This window comes from Pseudomonas zanjanensis (assembly GCF_014268745.2).
Taxonomy (GTDB): Bacteria; Pseudomonadota; Gammaproteobacteria; order Pseudomonadales; family Pseudomonadaceae; genus Aquipseudomonas; species Aquipseudomonas zanjanensis.
Genome location: NZ_JABWRB020000001.1, coordinates 852006 through 869675, shown reverse-complemented (window position 1 = coordinate 869675; position 17670 = coordinate 852006). Strand labels below are relative to the sequence as shown.

At 62.9% G+C, this 17670-nt stretch carries 16 protein-coding genes; 5 read left to right on the top strand and 11 right to left on the bottom strand.

Annotated features, from left to right (window positions below; translation table 11 throughout):
• Positions 1 to 31: 31 nt before the first annotated feature.
• From cmaX to ppsA, 4 genes are all read right to left on the bottom strand, one after another.
• Positions 32 to 1027, bottom strand: a complete 996-nt coding sequence (gene cmaX, locus HU715_RS04005) for a divalent cation transporter CmaX (protein WP_186705305.1) — start codon at positions 1025 to 1027, stop codon at positions 32 to 34.
• Between the two features lie 25 nt (positions 1028 to 1052).
• Positions 1053 to 1544, bottom strand: coding sequence for a ribonuclease E activity regulator RraA (rraA, locus tag HU715_RS04000; protein ID WP_186705306.1), 492 nt, complete (start codon positions 1542 to 1544; stop codon positions 1053 to 1055).
• A 125-nt stretch (positions 1545 to 1669) separates the two neighbouring features.
• Positions 1670 to 2659 (bottom strand): alpha/beta fold hydrolase, encoded by a 990-nt coding sequence (locus HU715_RS03995; RefSeq protein WP_186705307.1) that lies wholly within the window; start codon positions 2657 to 2659, stop codon positions 1670 to 1672.
• Between the two features lie 232 nt (positions 2660 to 2891).
• A complete protein-coding gene (gene ppsA, locus HU715_RS03990) occupies positions 2892 to 5267 on the bottom strand; it encodes a phosphoenolpyruvate synthase (RefSeq protein ID WP_186705308.1) in 2376 nt (791 codons plus the stop codon).
• 184 nt (positions 5268 to 5451) lie between these two features.
• Between ppsA and ppsR the strand changes: the two genes are divergently transcribed.
• Positions 5452 to 6270, top strand: a complete 819-nt coding sequence (gene ppsR / locus HU715_RS03985) for a posphoenolpyruvate synthetase regulatory kinase/phosphorylase PpsR (RefSeq protein WP_003199510.1) — start codon at positions 5452 to 5454, stop codon at positions 6268 to 6270.
• Between the two features lie 133 nt (positions 6271 to 6403).
• On the opposite strand, the gene HU715_RS03980 is transcribed toward ppsR, so the two are convergent.
• Positions 6404 to 7249 carry a type 1 glutamine amidotransferase domain-containing protein gene (locus HU715_RS03980; protein WP_186705309.1) on the bottom strand — a complete coding sequence of 282 codons (846 nt, stop codon included), beginning with the start codon at positions 7247 to 7249 and terminating at the stop codon, positions 6404 to 6406.
• 103 nt (positions 7250 to 7352) lie between these two features.
• Between HU715_RS03980 and HU715_RS03975 the strand changes: the two genes are divergently transcribed.
• Positions 7353 to 8252 carry a LysR family transcriptional regulator gene (locus HU715_RS03975; protein WP_186705310.1) on the top strand — a complete coding sequence of 300 codons (900 nt, stop codon included), beginning with the start codon at positions 7353 to 7355 and terminating at the stop codon, positions 8250 to 8252.
• Between the two features lie 121 nt (positions 8253 to 8373).
• On the opposite strand, the gene HU715_RS03970 is transcribed toward HU715_RS03975, so the two are convergent.
• The 5 genes from HU715_RS03970 to HU715_RS03950 all read right to left on the bottom strand — a co-directional run bounded on the left by HU715_RS03970 (position 8374) and on the right by HU715_RS03950 (position 13012).
• Positions 8374 to 8601: an MbtH family protein gene (locus HU715_RS03970; RefSeq protein WP_018605637.1), complete on the bottom strand. Its 228-nt coding sequence runs from the start codon at positions 8599 to 8601 to the stop codon at positions 8374 to 8376.
• Positions 8602 to 8685: 84 nt separating this feature from the next.
• Positions 8686 to 10098: an aspartate aminotransferase family protein gene (locus HU715_RS03965; RefSeq protein WP_186705311.1), complete on the bottom strand. Its 1413-nt coding sequence runs from the start codon at positions 10096 to 10098 to the stop codon at positions 8686 to 8688.
• A gap of 96 nt (positions 10099 to 10194) precedes the next feature.
• Positions 10195 to 10716, bottom strand: coding sequence for a GNAT family N-acetyltransferase (locus tag HU715_RS03960; protein ID WP_186705312.1), 522 nt, complete (start codon positions 10714 to 10716; stop codon positions 10195 to 10197).
• 284 nt (positions 10717 to 11000) lie between these two features.
• Entirely contained in the window at positions 11001 to 12335 is a 1335-nt protein-coding gene (locus HU715_RS03955) for an ATP-binding protein (RefSeq protein WP_186705313.1), read from the bottom strand.
• Positions 12332 to 13012 carry a response regulator gene (locus HU715_RS03950; protein WP_186705314.1) on the bottom strand — a complete coding sequence of 227 codons (681 nt, stop codon included), beginning with the start codon at positions 13010 to 13012 and terminating at the stop codon, positions 12332 to 12334. Before HU715_RS03950 ends, HU715_RS03955 begins: the two co-directional genes overlap by 4 nt.
• Positions 13013 to 13187: 175 nt before the next feature.
• Here HU715_RS03950 and dsbD point away from each other — a divergent pair, with 175 nt between their 5' ends.
• From dsbD to dsbG, 3 genes are read left to right on the top strand one after another with little or no spacing between them, the layout of a single operon-like run.
• Entirely contained in the window at positions 13188 to 14915 is a 1728-nt protein-coding gene (gene dsbD, locus HU715_RS03945; protein ID WP_186705315.1) for a protein-disulfide reductase DsbD, read from the top strand.
• Entirely contained in the window at positions 14915 to 15784 is an 870-nt protein-coding gene (locus tag HU715_RS03940; protein WP_186705316.1) for a TlpA family protein disulfide reductase, read from the top strand. Before dsbD ends, HU715_RS03940 begins: the two co-directional genes overlap by 1 nt.
• Complete coding sequence (dsbG, locus tag HU715_RS03935) at positions 15760 to 16527, top strand: thiol:disulfide interchange protein DsbG (RefSeq protein WP_186705317.1); 768 nt, start codon at positions 15760 to 15762, stop codon at positions 16525 to 16527. Before HU715_RS03940 ends, dsbG begins: the two co-directional genes overlap by 25 nt.
• A 174-nt stretch (positions 16528 to 16701) precedes the next feature.
• On the opposite strand, the gene HU715_RS03930 is transcribed toward dsbG, so the two are convergent.
• Positions 16702 to 17508: an alpha/beta fold hydrolase gene (locus HU715_RS03930; protein WP_186705318.1), complete on the bottom strand. Its 807-nt coding sequence runs from the start codon at positions 17506 to 17508 to the stop codon at positions 16702 to 16704.
• Positions 17509 to 17670: the final 162 nt, after the last annotated feature.

Sequence of the window (17670 nt, the reverse complement as noted above, 5' to 3'; positions counted from 1 at the left end):
ATCACATTTCGTCGGGTCACATGAAACCCCATCACACCCAGCGCAAACGGCGGAACAACCACCACTGCCCCGTCGCGACGCAGATCATCAGCAGGCACGCGACCATGAAACCGTAGGGGCTTTCGGAAAACGGAATGCCACCGACGTTGATACCTAAAAGGCCGGTGAGAAAACTCATCGGCAGGAAAATCCCGGTGATGATGCCGAAGCGGTACATGGTGCGGTTCATGCGCACCGACAGGCGCCGGTCTTCGGCCTCCAGCACAAGCCCCACGCGCTCTCGGGTCAATTCCAGCTCTTCGAGATAACGGGTCAGGCTGTTGTTCAATTCGTTCCAATAGTCGCCATCGTCCTCGACGAACCAGGGCAACTTGATCCTCGACATCTGGCCGAAGATATCTCGCTGTGGCGCCAGGAATCGCTTGAGTCCGGCAGCCCTTCGACGGATGTGCAAAATGGCGTCATGCTCGGGAGCATACCGTTCGTCGGCGTCGAGTTTTTCTTCCTCGCCATCGACGATTTCCGAGAGGCAAGTGACCAGGTCCTGCACCTTGTCGGTGAGGTATTGCGCCATATAAAGGATAAGTTCGGAAGCGTTCTCGGGCCCCTTGCCCTCGGCCAGTTGCGCCAACAGTTCATCGGTGGCGCGCAACGGTCGCAGACGCAGGGAGATCACCCGCTGGGCGGACGCGAAGATCCGTACCGAGACCATGTCTTCAGGCTCGGCGCCCGGGTTGAGGTTGATCCCCCGCAGGAACAGCAGCAGTTCGGCGTTGGGCAACGGCAACAACCGCGGCCGGGTGTTTTCTTCCAGCAGCAGGTCGCAGTTGAATTCGCTCAGGCCGCTGGATTTGCGCAGCCAGGTGTGGGTTTGCGGATGACTGCGATCCCAGTGCAGCCATAGGCTTTCGTGGGGCAGCAGCTGCAAATCGTCGAGTTCGGTCCGGGCTATGGAACGCGCGCCGCCTTTACCGTCCAGCACCAGGGCATGCACCAGCCCCCATTGCGCGTTTTCTTCCTCGAACATCCTCATCCCTTATGGCTGCGGTACTTTATTCAGGCATCTTCAGTGGGCTTGGCGAAACGATCACGCCATTGTTGTCGGCATAGACATACTCGCCCGGGCGGAACGTCACGCCGGCAAAGGTCACTGCTATATTGAGCTCGCCGACACCACGCCGGTCGGTCTTCATCGGATGGCTGGCCAGGGCCTGGACCCCGAGGTCGGTCTGGGCGATGACGTCGACGTCGCGGATGCAGCCGTAGATCACCAGGCCTTCCCAGCCATTCTTAGCCGCTTTCTCGGCCAACATGTCACCCAGCAGGGCCCGGCGCAGCGACCCGCCGCCATCCACAACCAGCACTTTACCCTTGCCATCGAGTTCAACCTGCTCCTTGACCCGCGAGTTGTCCTCGAAGCACTTGATGGTCACGATTTCGCCGCCGAAGGAATCGCGGCCACCGAAATTGCTGAACATCGGCTCCAACACCTGCACCAGTTCCGGGTAGGCGTCGCACAGGTCGGGCGTGAGGTAATGGTTCATCGAACAACTCCTGAAAGGCTGGAACGTCAGATTGAATGGCAACCGTTTGTGACCGGAACCGCTTGAAGCGTCATATCTTAGCCGCAAGCAGACCAGAGCGAAATGCCCTTGTCAGAGCCTTCGCCTCAAACCGCCTCGGCCAACTGGGGCTGTTCACCCAGCAAGGGCGCCTGCTGATCCTCGAGCCAGCGCGCCACCAACGGCCAGACCTCAAGGTGGGCGGCCTTGCTGACCAGCATCTCGACGTGACCGAAATCGTCAGTGAAACCCTGTCCTCGACCCAGGCAGACAAACTGCTTGTGCGTGGAACCGATCTGATCGAAGAGTTTGCGGCACGCCCAAGTCGGGTCCTGGTGATCGCCCGCGGCACTCACCGCCAGCACCGGCAACTGAACATCGGCCAAACCGGCCCACCAGTTCTTCTCGGCATCGCCGAAACGCCCGAACAGGCCGTACCAGCGCATGCTTTCCAGGGCCAGGCCAATGGGCTCGTCCTCGGGGCCGCGCTTGAGCCTTGAACCGGACAACTGGGCAAAGCGCTTGAGGATGAAGCGGCCGCTCCATTCCACCGGCGGAATCTTCAGCGGCCAGTAGGTGCGGCTGACCTGGGTGCCGAAAAACGCCGCGGATGCCACCGCGGGCTCGCCCAGGTAGTGGCCGCCCAAGGCTGCCGCCAGGGTGATGCCCCCCAGGGAATGACCGATCCAGTGAGGCACTTGCCCACTCTGCTCACGCACGAAGGCGCCGATGGCCGGCAGGTCGTAACGGGCGTAGTCAGCCACCCGATTGTGGCGATAACCCTGGTTACGCTGGGATAAGCCATGGCCGCGCATTTCGGGGATCCAGACATCGAATCCCAGGCGCGTCAGGTACGCGCCCAGGCCGAGGCCTTTGGGCGAATACCAGAAACGCCGGTTGGAAAAACTGCCGTGCAACAAAATCACCGGGACACCACGGGTTTCGCCGGGATCAGCCATGCCCAGCCGGGTGACGGCCAGTTCGACGCTGGCGTCCGGGCTGTTGCCGGGTTTCAAGCGATAGACGTCTTCGCTCAGATCACCGCGCCGCTCGGCGCTGATCAGGGCGACAGGAAAGAGGTTGCTGCTGCTTTGCATAATCTTCTTGCACAAAAAAGGGCGGCTTCCTTGTGGAGCCCGCCCTACTTCAATCAAAAGGGGCCCGGATAATGCCCATCAGTTGAGCCCCCTGTGGGAGCGGGCTTGCTCGCGAAGACGGCGGAACAGTCAACATGGATGTTGTCTGACGCACCGCTTTCGCGAGCAAGCCCGCTCCCACAGGTTCTGCGACTAACTGACGGGCTTTAGTCGATCAGGCCCCTTCACTCGATCAGACCGCAGCCTGCCCCTCGGCCAGGAAGAACCAGGTTTCCAACACGGAGTCCGGGTTCAACGAAACGCTTTCGATGCCCTGCTCCATCAGCCATTTGGCCAGGTCCGGGTGGTCCGAAGGGCCCTGGCCGCAGATGCCGATGTACTTGCCGGCCTTGTTGCAGGCGGCAATGGCATTGGCCAGCAGCTTCTTGACCGCCGGGTTCCGCTCGTCGAACAGGTGGGCGATGATCCCGGAATCGCGGTCCAGGCCCAGGGTCAGCTGGGTCAGGTCGTTGGAACCGATGGAGAAACCGTCGAAGAACTCAAGGAATTCTTCAGCCAGGATGGCGTTGGACGGCAGCTCGCACATCATGATCACGCGCAGGCCATTGTCGCCACGGGCCAGGCCGTTTTCCGCCAGCAGGTCAACCACCTGGCTCGCTTCACCGAGGGTCCGCACGAACGGCACCATGATCTCGACGTTGGTCAGGCCCATCTCGTTGCGCACGCGCTTGAGGGCGCGGCATTCGAGTTCAAAGCAATCGCGGAACGATTCGCTGATGTAGCGCGACGCACCCCGGAAGCCCAGCATCGGGTTCTCTTCTTCCGGCTCGTAGAGCTTGCCGCCGATCAGGTTGGCGTATTCGTTGGACTTGAAGTCCGACAGGCGCACGATGACTTTTTTCGGCCAGAACGCCGCCGCCAGGGTGCTGATGCCTTCCACCAGCTTCTCGACGTAGAAACCGACCGGATCGTCGTAGCCGGCAATGCGCTTGTCGACGCTGTCCTTGATGTCCTGGGGCAGGCCGTCGTAGTTTAGCAGTGCCTTGGGGTGCACGCCGATCATGCGGTTGATGATGAACTCCAGGCGGGCCAGGCCCACGCCGGCGTTCGGCAATTGCGCGAAGTCGAAGGCACGATCCGGATTGCCGACGTTCATCATGATCTTGAACGGCAGCTCCGGCATGGCGTCCACGGAGTTCTTCTTGATGTCGAAGCCCAGTTCGCCCTCGAAGATGTAGCCGGTGTCGCCTTCGGCGCAGGAAACAGTCACGCCCTGGCCGTCCTTGAGCAGTTGGGTGGCGTTGCCGCAACCGACCACTGCCGGGATTCCCAGTTCACGGGCGATGATCGCCGCGTGGCAGGTACGCCCGCCGCGGTTGGTGACGATGGCACTGGCGCGCTTCATCACCGGTTCCCAGTCCGGGTCGGTCATGTCGGATACCAATACGTCGCCGGCCTGGACCTTGTCCATCTCCGAGACGTCCTTGATGATCCGCACCTTGCCCGCGCCGATGCGTTGGCCGATGGCCCGGCCTTCCACCAGCACGGTGCCGGTTTCCTTGAGCAGGTAGCGCTCCATGACGTTGGCCTGGGTGCGGCTCTTCACGGTTTCCGGACGGGCCTGCACGATGTACAGCTTGCCGTCGTCACCGTCCTTGGCCCACTCGATGTCCATCGGGCACTTGTAGTGCTGCTCGATGATCATCGCCTGCTTGGCCAGCTCGCTGACTTCAGCGTCGGTCAGGCAGAAACGCGCGCGCTCGGCCTTGTCCACGTCGACGGTCTTCACCGAGCGACCGGCCTTGGCTTCGTCGCCGTAGATCATCTTGATGGCCTTGCTGCCCAGGTTGCGGCGCAGGATGGCCGGGCGACCGGCTTGCAGCGTGCCTTTGTGAACGTAGAACTCATCCGGGTTCACCGCGCCTTGCACGACGGTTTCACCCAGGCCGTAGGCGCCGGTGATGAACACCACGTCACGGAAGCCCGACTCGGTGTCGAGGGTGAACATCACGCCGGCGGTGCCGGTTTCGGAGCGGACCATGCGCTGCACACCCGCGGAGAGGGCGACCAATTTGTGGTCGAAGCCCTGGTGCACGCGGTAGGAAATGGCACGGTCGTTGAAAAGGGAGGCGAAGACTTCCTTGGCGGCGCGGATGACGTTTTCCACGCCACGGATGTTCAGGAAGGTTTCCTGCTGGCCGGCGAAGGAGGCATCCGGGAGGTCTTCGGCGGTGGCCGAGGAACGCACGGCGACGGCGATGTCGGGATTGCCTTCGGACAGCTTGGCGAAAGCGGTGCGGATCTCGGCGTTCAGTTTCTCGGGGAACTCGGCTTCCATGATCCATTGGCGGATCTGGGCACCGGTCTTGGCCAGGGCATTGACGTCGTCGACGTCCAGGGCATCGAGCGCATCGTGGATCTGCTTGTTCAGGCCGCTCAGTTCCAGGAAATCACGATAAGCCTGGGCGGTCGTGGCGAAGCCACCTGGCACCGATACGCCGGCACCGGCGAGGTTGCTGATCATCTCGCCCAGGGATGCGTTCTTGCCCCCCACATGCTCCACATCATGGACGCCGAGCTTATCGAGGGAAACTACGTACTCTACCAAGGTGATCTCTCCACTAACTGTGTTGGAAAAGCTCAAGGCACCGGCGGCTCCAGGGGAGCGCTTGCCGGCGATATGGCCTGGACCTGGAAAATAAGTGAGAATGCGGGCCAATGGTGGCCGGCAAATCGCGCCTATCATATCCAAGAATCGTCACTAGCTCACTAGCTTAAGGCCCAAGGCGCAAATGAAACGATCTGCTTTCTTTATCTCCGACGGCACCGGCATCACGGCCGAAACGCTAGGCCAAAGCCTGTTGGCACAGTTCGAAAACATTACCTTCGCCAAATTCATACGTCCGTACATCGACAGCGTCGACAAGGCGCGGGCCATGGTACAGCAAATCAATAAAGCCGCCGAAACCGACGGTTTCCGCCCGATCATCTTCGATACCATCGTCAATCAGGACATCCGTGAGATTCTCGCAACGTCCAATGGTTTCATGATCGATATTTTTTCCACCTTCCTGGCGCCCCTGGAACAGGAACTGAGCGAGCATTCTTCCTACTCGGTCGGCAAGTCCCATTCCATCGGCCACAACTCCAACTACATGGAGCGGATCGAGGCGGTCAACTTCGCGCTGGACAACGATGACGGCGCCCGCACGCATTATTACGACAAGGCCGACCTGATCCTAGTGGGTGTGTCGCGTTGTGGTAAGACACCGACGTGCCTGTACATGGCGATGCAATTTGGCATCCGCGCGGCCAACTATCCGCTGACCGAAGACGACATGGAGCGCCTGCAACTGCCCAGCGCCCTGCGCGCCCACCAGCACAAGCTGTTCGGCCTGACCATCGACCCGGACCGCCTCACCGCGATCCGCAACGAGCGCAAGCCCAACAGTCGTTATTCAAGCTACGCCCAGTGCGAATTCGAAGTGCGCGAGGTGGAAAACCTGTTCCGGCGGGAGAACATTCCCCATATCAACTCCACGCATTTTTCCGTGGAAGAGATTTCGGCGAAGATCCTGGTGGAGAAAGGGGTGGAGCGGAGGTTCAAGTAATCCTCAGGTACACCATAAAACCTGTGGGAGCGGGCTTGCTCGCGAAAGCGGTGTGTCAGGCAACATCAATGTTGACTGCTCCGCCGTCTTCGCGAGCAAGCCCGCTCCCACAGGGGTTGCGGTGTTTGGTGGATCAATGTTTCAACCGCTTGACCAACACCTTCCCCACTTCCAGCGCCGACGCCGGGTTCTGGCCGGTGATCAACTCACGATCCATGACCACATGGGACGTCCAGGGTGATGTGTTGCTGCTGTATTGGCCGCCCGCCTGCTCCAACGCATTCTGCGGATAGAACTTCATGCTCCCGCCACCTAGCAGCCCCTTGGCCAATTCTTCCTCCTGATTGCTGATCACCGTCATCTTGTACCCGGCATAGATCCAGCCGGCCTTGGCCGAGGCTTGGCCTTTGGCTGCCAACTGGCCAACGAAGCCCTGGGCATCGGTGATGGTCGACAGCAACGCGATCGGGCCATGGCAGACCAGCGCGGTGGTCTTGCCCTGGTCATGAAAATGCGTCAGCACCCGCCCCAACGGCGCGCTCGTGAGCAAATCCTGCATCGGTGCATGCCCGCCTGGGATGTACAGGGCATCGAACCGGTCCAGGCCGATCTGCTCGACACGGGCCAGGCTGATCACCGGTGAGTCCTTGGCCGACGTGATCTTCAACTGCCCCAACAACGCCTGGTAGCGCTCCAGCTCCGCCGAGTCATTGTTGAAATACATTTTGTCCACCGAGGAACGGTCCAGCGTCGGCGCCTTGCCCTCGGGCGTTGCGAACGTCACCTGGTGACCCGCCTCCAGCAAGAGTTTCACCGGTTGCAGCAATTCGTTGAGGTAGAACCCGGTGGAGAAGACCTGGCCATTTTTCAGGTCCAGATGATCGGCGTCCGACAGGACCACCAGCACGTTATCGGCATGGGCCGCGACGCTGATGCCTGCCAGAACGACAGACGTTGCCAAGGTAGTGATTTTTTTCATGATGACTCCAGGACGCTTCGATAAAAGATGCGCTCACTGTATTGATGCGCTTAGCGGCGATAAACTGGCTGCCCGGAACATCACCTGGCCCCTGGAGGCAACAATGCCCCGTCGATTCGATCATCTGGCCGACGTGGAAGCCTTCGTCACGGTCGTGGAAAAAGGCACTCTCAGCGCTGGCGCCGTGGCGCTGGGAACCACGCCTTCGGTCCTGAGCCGCGCCATCTCCCGCCTCGAAGCCCGGCTCGGCGTGCAACTGTTGCGTCGTACGACCCGGCGGCTGAACCTGACCGATGCCGGCACGTTGTACCTGGAACAATCGCGCTCGGCCTTTGCCCTGATTGACGATGCGGAGCGGCGAATCCAAGGCCAGGACGGCGTCCTGAGCGGTCGCGTGCGCCTGAGCGTGCCGACCACCTACGGCCATTACCGCCTGCCGTCGCTGCTGTCGCGTTTCATCCAGGCTTTTCCACAGGTTCGGGTCGAGCTGAGCATTACCAACCGTAATGTCGATCTGGTGGCCGAGGGGTATGACCTGGCGATCCGCCTCGGGCCATTGCCGGACAGCGGGCTGGTCGGCCGCAAGCTCGAAGACGCCCGCCTTTGCCTGGTGGCCGCGCCGCACTACCTGGCACGCGCCGGAACGCCCCGGCACGTCGATGAACTGGCGGCCCACGCCTGCCTGCCGTTCGTGATGCCCAGCAGCGGACGCATCGCACCTTGGCTATTTCGCGAAAACCAGCAAGATCGGGAATGGCTGCCGGCGGGCAATGTCCAGGTGTCCGACGATGTATTGGGCATCGTGTCCCTGGCCCAGGCCGGGATGGGGATCTGCCAGACCTATGAATTCATCGTCCGGGAGCGAATCGAGCGCGGGGAACTGGTGGTGTTGCTGGAAGACGTTGGCGGGCGCAGCCGACCGTTTTCAATCATCTATCCGCCCCATCGGCAATTGCCAGCGGCGGCACGGGCGTTGATTGATTTTCTGATGGGTGAATCTTGAACACACGCAACATGTGGGAGCGGGCTTGCTCGCGAAGGCGGCGTGTCAGGCAATAATTGGCTAACTGACAGACCGCCTTCGCGAGCAAGCCCGCTCCCACAAAAGAGCATTCCATATCGGCTTAGTTAAGCACTGCCGCCTGCTCTTCCATCTTCTTGCGCAAGCTCAGCGGGCGCATGTCGGTCCAGACTTCTTCGATGTAGGCCAGGCATTCCTTCTTGAACCCGCTCTTGCCAACGGTGCGCCAGCCTTCGGGCACGGCCTTGTAGTCTGGCCAGATCGAATACTGTTCTTCGTGGTTGACCACGACCTGAAAGACGATGTCCTCGCGGTCGAATACTGAAGTCATGGGTGTCTCTCCATCTATGCTCGAGGTTCGCTGCGTCACATGCGCAGCCAGGATATGAAAGGAACGTATAGGGTCGGGTGAAAATTAACGATCGGTGATCGCCGCCTGCAGGGCTCGCCCGAAAATCTCGGCGACCCGGTCGATTTCCGCCCGGGTGATGATCAACGGTGGCAGGAACCGCACCACGCTACCCTGCCGACCGCCCAGTTCCAGGATCAGCCCGCGCTTGAGGCATTCGCGTTGCAGGCGTGGCGCCAGCTGTGCGTGTACCGGCGGATGACCCAGGGCATCCCGCTTACCCGCCGGATCAACCAGTTCAACGCCGAGCATCAGCCCGCGACCGCGGATATCGCCCAGTTGCGGGAAGTCCCGCTGGAGGATGTGCAGGTGCTCGCTCAAGCGTTCGCCCATGGCCGCGGCATGGGCCGGCAGGTCGTGCTCTTGCAGGTAGCGCATCACTGCGGAACCGGCGGCCATGGCCATCTGGTTGCCACGAAAGGTGCCGGCGTGAGCGCCCGGCAGCCAGGTGTCGAGCCAATCGCGGTAAACCACCACCGCCAGCGGCAGGCTGCCGCCGATGGCCTTGGACAGCACGACCACGTCGGGGATGATCCCGGCATGTTCGAAGGCAAACATTTTGCCGGTACGGCCGAAGCCGCTCTGGATTTCGTCGACGATCAACGCCACCCCGGCCTGCTCGGTGATTCGCCGCAAGCCGCGCAGCCAGTCCAGGTCGGCGGGAATGACCCCGCCCTCACCCTGCACCACCTCGACGATGACCGCCGCTGGCAATTGCACGCCGGCCTCCGGGTCGTGCAGCAGGTTTTCCAGGTAATGCAGATTGGCCTTGACGCCCTCGGCACCGCCCAGCCCAAACGGGCAGCGGTAATCGTAGGGGTACGGCATGAACTGCACGCCGTTGCTGAGCAAGGCGCCCAAGGGTTTCTTCGGTCCCAGGCTGCCCATCAGGCTCAATGCGCCCTGGCTCATGCCGTGGTAACCGCCCTGGAACGACAGCACGGTGCTGCGTCCGGTGGCGGTGCGCACCAGTTTGAGGGCAGCTTCCACCGCGTCGGTCCCGGTGGGGCCGCAGAATTGGATCTTCGCCTCGGCAGCCAGCGGCGCCGGCAACAGGCCGAACAGATCCTGGACGAAGCGGTCCTTGACCGGCGTGGTCAGGTCCAGGGTGTGCAACGGCAACTCATCGGCCAACACCTGCTGGATCGCTTCGATCACCACCGGGTGGTTATGCCCCAGCGCCAGCGTGCCGGCACCGGCCAGGCAATCGATGAAGGTGCGGCCTTCGACGTCCTCGACGTACAACCCCTTGGCGCGCTTGAGGGCCAGGGGGATCCGCCGTGGATAGCTGCGGGCATTGGACTCCTGCCGACTCTGGCGAGCCAGCAGCGGCGACTCATTGAACTGGTAGAGCGTCTCGGCCGGCACGGGGCTGACCCGCGCCGGCTGTGCTTCGATAAGGCTGTTGGCGACTGACATCTCTCGACCCCGCAATAGGTAGTGACCCAAACGGCACACCGGGCAGGTGCGCATCCGGTCGGGGCGCACATGCAGGTTTCCTGTTGTGGAGACGCATCAGCCACGGGGGGATTTACTCTCGGACAGCACTTTCGCCGTCGGCGCGATCAGTGGCTTGTGCATCGCGACGGCCTTGACCCCGCCAAGGGCAAAGGCCTCGGCGCTTTGCTCGAAGCCCAGGTGTCGATAGAAGGCCTGGCTGGAACGGGTGCTGTTGAGGCGCACCCGGGCCACCCCGCGCCCGCGCAGCCAGGTCTCGATGTCTCCCACCAGCGCCTGGCCGACACCCCGGCGGAAGGATTCCGGTTGCACGTAGCAGAAGGCGATCCGGCCACTGGCCGTGGCCATGGCGACACCCGCCGGGCGACCCTGCAAACGTGCCAGGGTCAGGCGCAACCGTGGGTCGATCAGCCAGGGGCGAATATGCGCGAGAGTGTTGTGGCGCACCCAGGCGGCCACGACAGAGGGATCGTTGCGGTGTTCGGCGGCACACCCGACCCGGATGGAGCGCTCGGCGATCCGGCTGATGATGCCGGCATCGCTGGGCGTGGCCGTGCAGATTTCAATGAAGGTATCCATGGCGCGGTTTTCCTCAGTCCTTGAGTCGAGCTGAAAAAAACATAGACCTGGATCAGGTGGGCGCGCCAATCGCAGGTCGTTACAGCAGATGTACAACGACCATGCCGAGAGATTACCGATGCTCTTGGGACCTAGCCTGGCTCATTGTGGCGAGGGAGCTTGCTCCCGCTGGGCTGCGCAGCAGCCCTAAAGCCAGAGGACACAGTGAGCCTGGTAGTCCGCGGCGGCGGATTTGAGCCCGCTTCGCGGTCCAGCGGGAGCAAGCTCCCTCGCCACGCAATCACCTACTTAACAACGGTTGCCTGCACCGGCATCGTCAATTCGACCCGCAACCCATCCGGGCGGCTGTCGAAATGCAGGCCACAGCCGCAACGCTGGACGATGGCCTGGACGATCGCCAGCCCCAGTCCGCAGCCGGTGCTCTGGCCGTTGCGCCAGAAGCGCTGGGTCAAGTGCTGGATGTCGTCGGCGGCGATGCCGGGGCCATGGTCGCGGACTTGGAAGCGCACGCGCTGGCCGATCATTTCCAGGCTCAGTTCCACATCGGTATCGTCCGGGGTATGGCGCAGGGCGTTATCCAGCAGATTGCGCAAGGCGGCAATGGAGAGCACCGCCGGCATCTGCACGGGTGCGTCGGACAGCCCTGGGGCCAGGTGCAGCTTGATGCGCCGGGACTCACAGCCGGCAGAGTCCTGGATCGCCAACCGCGCGACCTGCTCGGCGTTGCAGTGCACGCCATCGTCGAACGACAGGCTGCCTTCGACCCGCGCCAGCAACAGCAACTGTTCAAGGGTGCGGTGCAAGCGGTCGGCGCCCTCTTCGGCCCGGGCCAGGGACTGGTCGCGGGCAACCCCTTCGGTCATGCGCGCCACTTGCAGGTGCGTCTTGATGGCGGTCAACGGGCTGCGCAGTTCGTGAGCGGCGTCGCCGGTTAGTCGTCGCTCGCGCTCGATGGCCTTGCCGATGCGCTGGAACAATTGGTTCTGGGTTTCCAGCAACGGCTGCAACTCGCTGGGCAGCGGATGGATCTGCAAGGGCTCCAGGGAATCGGCATTGCGCCGCATCAGCGCATCGCGCATGCGATTGAGCGGTGCCAGGCCCTGGCCGATGCCCAGCCACAACAGGCACAGGCAACCGAGCAGCGCCACCCCCACCGGCACCGAGGCGGCCAGCAACACCGACATGTTCAAGGCTTCCCGTTCGATCTGGCGGTCGGCGGTGGTGATGCGCAAGTCGCCCCGGGCCAGGGTGAAGCTGCGCCAGGGCGCGCCGTCGATCATCTGGTCGTGGAAGCCCATTTTTTCGGCTTCCAGGGCCTGTTCCGGGGTGCCGTGGCTGCGGGCCAGGATCTCGCCGCGCAAAGAGCTGACCTGGCAGGCCATGCCGCCGGGAATGCTCAGTTGCTCGGCGCTGAAATGCGTACCGTCACCCTTGGTCGGCAAGGGCGGCAGTTGCTCCAGCAACCCGGCCACCATCCGCGCCGAGGCCACCAGGCGCTGGTCGAGGGAGAACATCATCTGGTTGCGCAGATCACTGAGCATCCACGCCGCGGCCAGGGCCCAGATCAGGGCAAAGGCCGCGCCGAGGGTCAGGCTCAGGCGCAGTCGCAGGCTTATCACTTGGAGGACTCTGCGCCGTCGGCCGGCCCCAGGCGATAACCCAGGCCACGCACGGTCTCGACAATGCCGTTGCCCAACTTGCGCCGCAGGTGATGGATATGGACGTTGAGGGCGTTGCTTTCCAGCTCGTCGTTGAACCCGTAGACACTGTCCTTGAGTTGCTCGCTGGACAACACCCGGCCGCGACTGTGCAAGAGTGCCTGCAACAGCGACTGCTCACGCCGGGACAGATCCACCGGCTGGCCGTCGAGGGTGGTTTCCCGACTGCTGGGGTCGTAAGTCAGGCGACCGTGCTCGATCAGGTTGACGCTACGCCCCGCCACGCGCCGCAGCAACGTGTGCAGGCGCGCCGCAAGCTCGCGCAGGTCGAAGGGCTTGAGCAGATAGTCGTCGGCGCCGGCCTGCAAGCCGTCGACCCGGTCGGTCACCGAGTCGCGGGCGGTGAGGATCAGCACCGGCGTCTCCAGCCCCTGCTGGCGCAATTGCTTGAGCAGCTTGAGGCCATCCTCATCGGGCAATCCCAGGTCCAGCACCATGACATCGAACTCCGCCACGCCGACCATCGCCCGCGCCGCCGATGCGGTGGCCACGTGCTCGACGGTCAGGCCCTGCGCCGTGAGGCCGGCAACGATCCCGCTGGCAATCAACTCATCGTCTTCGCAGACCAGTACGCGCATGGAAAGCCCCGTTGAAAAAGGTACATTAGGCCGCCGGCCGATTAAGCCGACATTATGCGACGACTATGGCCAACATGGGCGATCATTGCTGCCTGCCGGTCGTCGCCGGGTTAATCGACGGTTAATCGCCAGTCGCCATTGTGCTTTCCACATGCTTCGTTCTAAGGCTCTGTCCATGCGTCGATTGTTTTTTTTGTGGCTGTTCCTGATCTCGGGCCTGGCCCAGGCCGCCAATCCCTTCGAAACCAAACCCGATTTCCTGCCGGTGGAAAAGGCGTTCGTGTTCACCTCCGAACGCCTGGACTCCGGTGAAACCCAGCTGTTCTGGCAGATCGCCGATGGGTACTACCTCTATCAGCAACGGCTCAAGTTCGATGGCCTGGCCGAGGCGCAAAAACCCAAGCTGCCGGAGGGTGAAGCCCACAGCGACGAGTTTTTCGGCGACCAGCAAGTCTATCGCCAGGCGCTGGAACTGAAGATACCCGCCGGCGCCACGGGCAAGATCAAGGTGGGCTTCCAGGGCTGTGCCGACGCTGGCCTGTGCTACCCACCCCAGACCCAAGTCGTCGACTTGGGCGGCAGCGCACCGGCGGCGACCACCGACGAGGCGCCGGACCAGGCCCTGGCCAGCGGCCTGCAGCAACGGGCCTTGGGCTGGAGCCTGCTGGTGTTCTTCGGCCTGGGCCTGCTGCTGGCGTTCACGCCCTGTTCGCTGCCGATGCTGCCGATCCTGGCCGGGCTGGTGGTGGGCAGCGGCGCCGGACCGAGACGTGGCCTGGCGCTGGCCGGCAGCTACGTGATCAGCATGGCCCTGGTGTACGCCGCCATGGGCGTGCTCGCCGCACTGCTGGGGGCCAACCTTCAAGCGTTGCTACAACAACCGTGGCTGCTGGGCAGCTTCGCGGCCATCTTCGTGTTGCTGGCGCTGCCGATGTTCGGTTTCTTCGAATTGCAATTGCCGGCCGCCCTGCGCGATCGCCTGGAAAACGCCGGGCGCCAGCGGCGCGGTGGCAGCCTGGTAGGCGCCGGCGTGCTCGGCGCCCTGTCGGGCCTGCTGGTGGGACCATGCATGACCGCCCCGCTGGCCGGTGCGCTGCTGTATATCGCCCAGAGCGGCAATGCGCTGCACGGTGGGCTGATCCTGTTCACCATGGGCATTGGCATGGGCCTGCCGTTGTTGCTGCTGGTGACCGTGGGCAACCGCTTCCTGCCCAAGCCCGGCGCCTGGATGAACCTGCTCAAGGGTGTGTTCGGCTTCCTGTTCCTCGGCACCGCGCTGCTGATGATTCGCCCGATCATCGACGGCTCGCTGTGGGTCGGCCTGTGGGGCGTGCTGTTGTTGATCGCCGCCTACAGTGCCTGGCGCCAGACCGAAGGCTTCGGTCGCATCGCCTATGTCTGCGGCAGCGCCTCGTTGCTGTTCGGCCTGTGGGGCAGCCTGCTGGTGATTGGCGCAGCGGGCGGTGGCGATGATTTCTTCCAGCCCCTGAAGGTGTACGCCGCCAGCGAGGGCAGTGCGAACGTCAGTGCCCACGACGCATTCGTCACCGTCAGCGAGCCCGCCGCCCTGCAACGGGAACTGGACGCCGCCAAGGTCCAGGGCCAATGGGTGCTGCTGGACTACTACGCCGACTGGTGCGTGTCCTGCAAGATCATGGAAAAGCAGGTATTCGGCCGCGCCGAGGTGCTCGACGCCCTGAACGGTGTACGCCTCTTGCGCCTCGACGTCACCGCCGACAGCCCCGCCAGCCGCGAGTTGCTGAGCCGTTACCAAGTGCCTGGGCCGCCGAGCCTGCTGTGGATTGGTGCCGACGGTGAAGAGCGCCGCAGCCAGCGGATCACCGGGGAAGTCGACGCCAAGGCCTTCCTGGAGCGCTGGAACCTCACCCGAGACGCACGCTGATGCTGACGTTCACCCTGGGCACCTTTGCCATCGCCCTCAATCATTTGTTGTTGATCAGCGCCCTGGCCCTGGCGACCTTCGTCGGCTGGCGGGTGGCCAAGCGCGGGGGCGAGAACCCCGAGTCGGTGCTATTCGTGCTGTTCGTGCTGGGCCTTTTGGCCGCACGGGTCGGTTTTGTTGTCGCCTATTGGCAACATTACCGGGACGACCCGTGGCAGATCGTCGACCTGCGTGACGGCGGCTTCCTGGCCTGGCCGGGCATTGTCGCGCTGCTGGTCGGCGCCTTGCTGTGGGCCCGGCGCCGCCCGGCCTTGCGCCGACCGCTGGGCTTCGGTGTCGGCAGTGGCTTGCTGTTCTGGCTGGTGGCGACCATGTCGTTGACGATTTATGAACAAGGCACCCGGCTGCCCGAGATAAACCTGCGCACCGCCGACGGCGAGACCGTGAAGCTCACCGACTACCAGGGCGGCCCTCTGGTGATCAACCTGTGGGCCACCTGGTGCCCGCCTTGCCGACGAGAAATGCCGGTGCTGGAAGAAGCCCAGCAACAGCGCCCGGACCTGACCTTCCTGTTCGTCAACCAGGCCGAAAGCATGCAAAGCGTCAGTACCTACCTGGCCACCCAAGGCCTGAGCCTGACCAATGTTCTGTTCGATGGCAGCGGCCGCCTCGGCCAGGCCGTGGGTTCCATGGCCCTGCCAACTACCCTGTTCTACAGCGCCGACGGCCGCCTGCTGGGCAGCCACCTGGGCGAACTGTCGGAAGCGAGCCTGGCCCGCGCCCTGGAACACTTCGAAACGCCCGACTCGCCTACGACGCCCCACTCCGCCACAAGGAAACCGCCATGCCCCGCCTCCGCCACCTGCTGACCCTGGCCGTTGCCGCCGCACTGTTGCAGTCACCGCTGCTCCAGGCCGAAGAGTTGCCTGCGGCCATCAAGAAGATCGAAGCCAAGGGCGCGAAAATCGTCGGCACCTTCGAGGCCCCGGACGGGTTGCGCGGTTACGCGGCGCAATACCAGAACCGCGGGATGGCGCTGTACCTGACCCCGGACGGGCAGCACGTCCTGCTGGGCAACCTGTACGACGCCGACGGCAAGGACTTGAGCGCCGAACCGCTGCAAAAACTGGTCTACGCCCCGATGGCCAAGGAAATCTGGGCAAAGATGGAAGCCAGCAACTGGATCGCCGACGGCAACAAGGACGCACCGCGCACGGTGTACCTGTTCAGCGACCCGAACTGCCCGTACTGCAACATGTTCTGGGAACAGGCCCGGCCTTGGGTCAAGGCTGGCAAGGTGCAGTTGCGCCACATCATGGTGGGCATCATCCGCGAAGACAGCCCGGGTAAATCCGCTGCCTTGCTGGCCGCCAAGGACCCGGAAAAAACCCTGGCCGAGCATGAAAAGGCCGGCAAGGGCAGCCCGCTCAAACCGCTCAAGGACATCCCACCCGCCATCCAGGCCAAACTGGACGCCAACCAGCAGTTGATGGACGAACTGGAACTGTCCGCCACCCCGGCGATTTTCTACCTGGATGAAAAAGGTGACCTGCAACAGCAGCAAGGCGCGCCGTCGCCGGACAAGCTGGTGAAGATTCTCGGGCCGAAGTGACCGGCCTCCACTGCAGATCCCCTGTGGGAGCGGGCTTGCTCGCGAATGCGAAGGATCAGTTAGTACAGCTGTGACTGACCCACCGCATTCGCGAGCAAGCCCGCTCCCACAGTTTTCCCGCGTGTTCACAAAATCAATGTCTATTCCCCATTCCTTGTTCGCGATGACGGTGGATCAGCGACGCAAGAGTCCCAGCAACATCCGATTCACGAATTCCGGATTCTCCAGGTTGGAAATATGTCCAGCCTCGGGAATCAGCACATGGGAACAGCCAATCAGCTCGGCCATTTCCAACGCCTCGGACGGTGGTCGCGGCTTGTCCTGGTCGCCGCACATCACCAGCGTGCGCTTGGCATCCAGTTCATGCAGGCGCGGCAGGATGTCGTCCCGGCCAAAAATGATCCGTCCCAGCGGCACGACGCTGTCGCGCAGGCGCTCGCGCGGCAACGTGGCCAAGGTGGCGCGGAACTGCTGGTAGAGGGCTGACTGCGGATCGATACCCGGCCGGAAGAAGATCGGCACGATGATGTCCAGCAACGGCTCGGGGATACTGCCGCTGGCTTCGATCTTGTCGAACAGCGAGAAGTAGTAAAGCCGGGTCGGCTCCGGCTCGACGCCGACGTAGGTATCCATCAATACCAGCGACTGCACACGCTCGGGCGCCGCCAGTGCCAGCCGCGCGCCCCACATCCCGCCCACTGAAAGCCCGACCAGGTTGAAGCAGTCGATATTCAAGTGATCCATCAATGCCAGCGTCTGGCGGGCCAGGTCGTCCAGGGACGACATGCCTTCTGGCAAGCGTCCGGACTGGCCGTGGCCCCATAATTCCGGAACGATCACCCGGTAGTGCTTCGACAAAACGTCAATCTGCGGCGCCCACATGCTGTGATCCCACAGGTAGCTGCTGCCCAGCACCACCACCGGGCCTTGGCCCTGGTCCAGGTAATGGAGCGGTTGTCCGTCGATCATTGCAAACGGCATCGGTGACCTCCTTGTTTGAATCTGGAAAAAAGCCCTGGGGAGACTGAGCCGCCAGGCGCGAGGCGTCAACCTTGGGCTTGGCAATGTCCGGGCAATGCCATCGCGGGCAAGCCTTGCTCCCACAGGGTTGAAGCTCGAACACAGATAATCTGTTCGCAGCCG

Excerpts from the sequence above, each read along its gene's own strand:
- dsbD (WP_186705315.1), top strand. The coding sequence starts at position 13,188 with ATGCGTCGATTGTTTTTTTTGTGGCTGTTCCTGATCTCGGGCCTGGCC.
- dsbG (WP_186705317.1), top strand. The coding sequence starts at position 15,760 with ATGCCCCGCCTCCGCCACCTGCTGACCCTGGCCGTTGCCGCCGCACTG.
- HU715_RS03995 (WP_186705307.1), bottom strand. The coding sequence starts at position 2,659 with ATGCAAAGCAGCAGCAACCTCTTTCCTGTCGCCCTGATCAGCGCCGAG.
- HU715_RS03965 (WP_186705311.1), bottom strand. The coding sequence starts at position 10,098 with ATGTCAGTCGCCAACAGCCTTATCGAAGCACAGCCGGCGCGGGTCAGC.
- rraA (WP_186705306.1), bottom strand. The coding sequence starts at position 1,544 with ATGAACCATTACCTCACGCCCGACCTGTGCGACGCCTACCCGGAACTG.
- cmaX (WP_186705305.1), bottom strand. The coding sequence starts at position 1,027 with ATGTTCGAGGAAGAAAACGCGCAATGGGGGCTGGTGCATGCCCTGGTG.
- HU715_RS03930 (WP_186705318.1), bottom strand. The coding sequence starts at position 17,508 with ATGCCGTTTGCAATGATCGACGGACAACCGCTCCATTACCTGGACCAG.
- HU715_RS03970 (WP_018605637.1), bottom strand. The coding sequence starts at position 8,601 with ATGACTTCAGTATTCGACCGCGAGGACATCGTCTTTCAGGTCGTGGTC.
- HU715_RS03960 (WP_186705312.1), bottom strand. The coding sequence starts at position 10,716 with ATGGATACCTTCATTGAAATCTGCACGGCCACGCCCAGCGATGCCGGC.
- ppsR (WP_003199510.1), top strand. The coding sequence starts at position 5,452 with ATGAAACGATCTGCTTTCTTTATCTCCGACGGCACCGGCATCACGGCC.
- HU715_RS03980 (WP_186705309.1), bottom strand. The coding sequence starts at position 7,249 with ATGAAAAAAATCACTACCTTGGCAACGTCTGTCGTTCTGGCAGGCATC.
- HU715_RS03940 (WP_186705316.1), top strand. The coding sequence starts at position 14,915 with ATGCTGACGTTCACCCTGGGCACCTTTGCCATCGCCCTCAATCATTTG.
- HU715_RS03950 (WP_186705314.1), bottom strand. The coding sequence starts at position 13,012 with ATGCGCGTACTGGTCTGCGAAGACGATGAGTTGATTGCCAGCGGGATC.
- HU715_RS03975 (WP_186705310.1), top strand. The coding sequence starts at position 7,353 with ATGCCCCGTCGATTCGATCATCTGGCCGACGTGGAAGCCTTCGTCACG.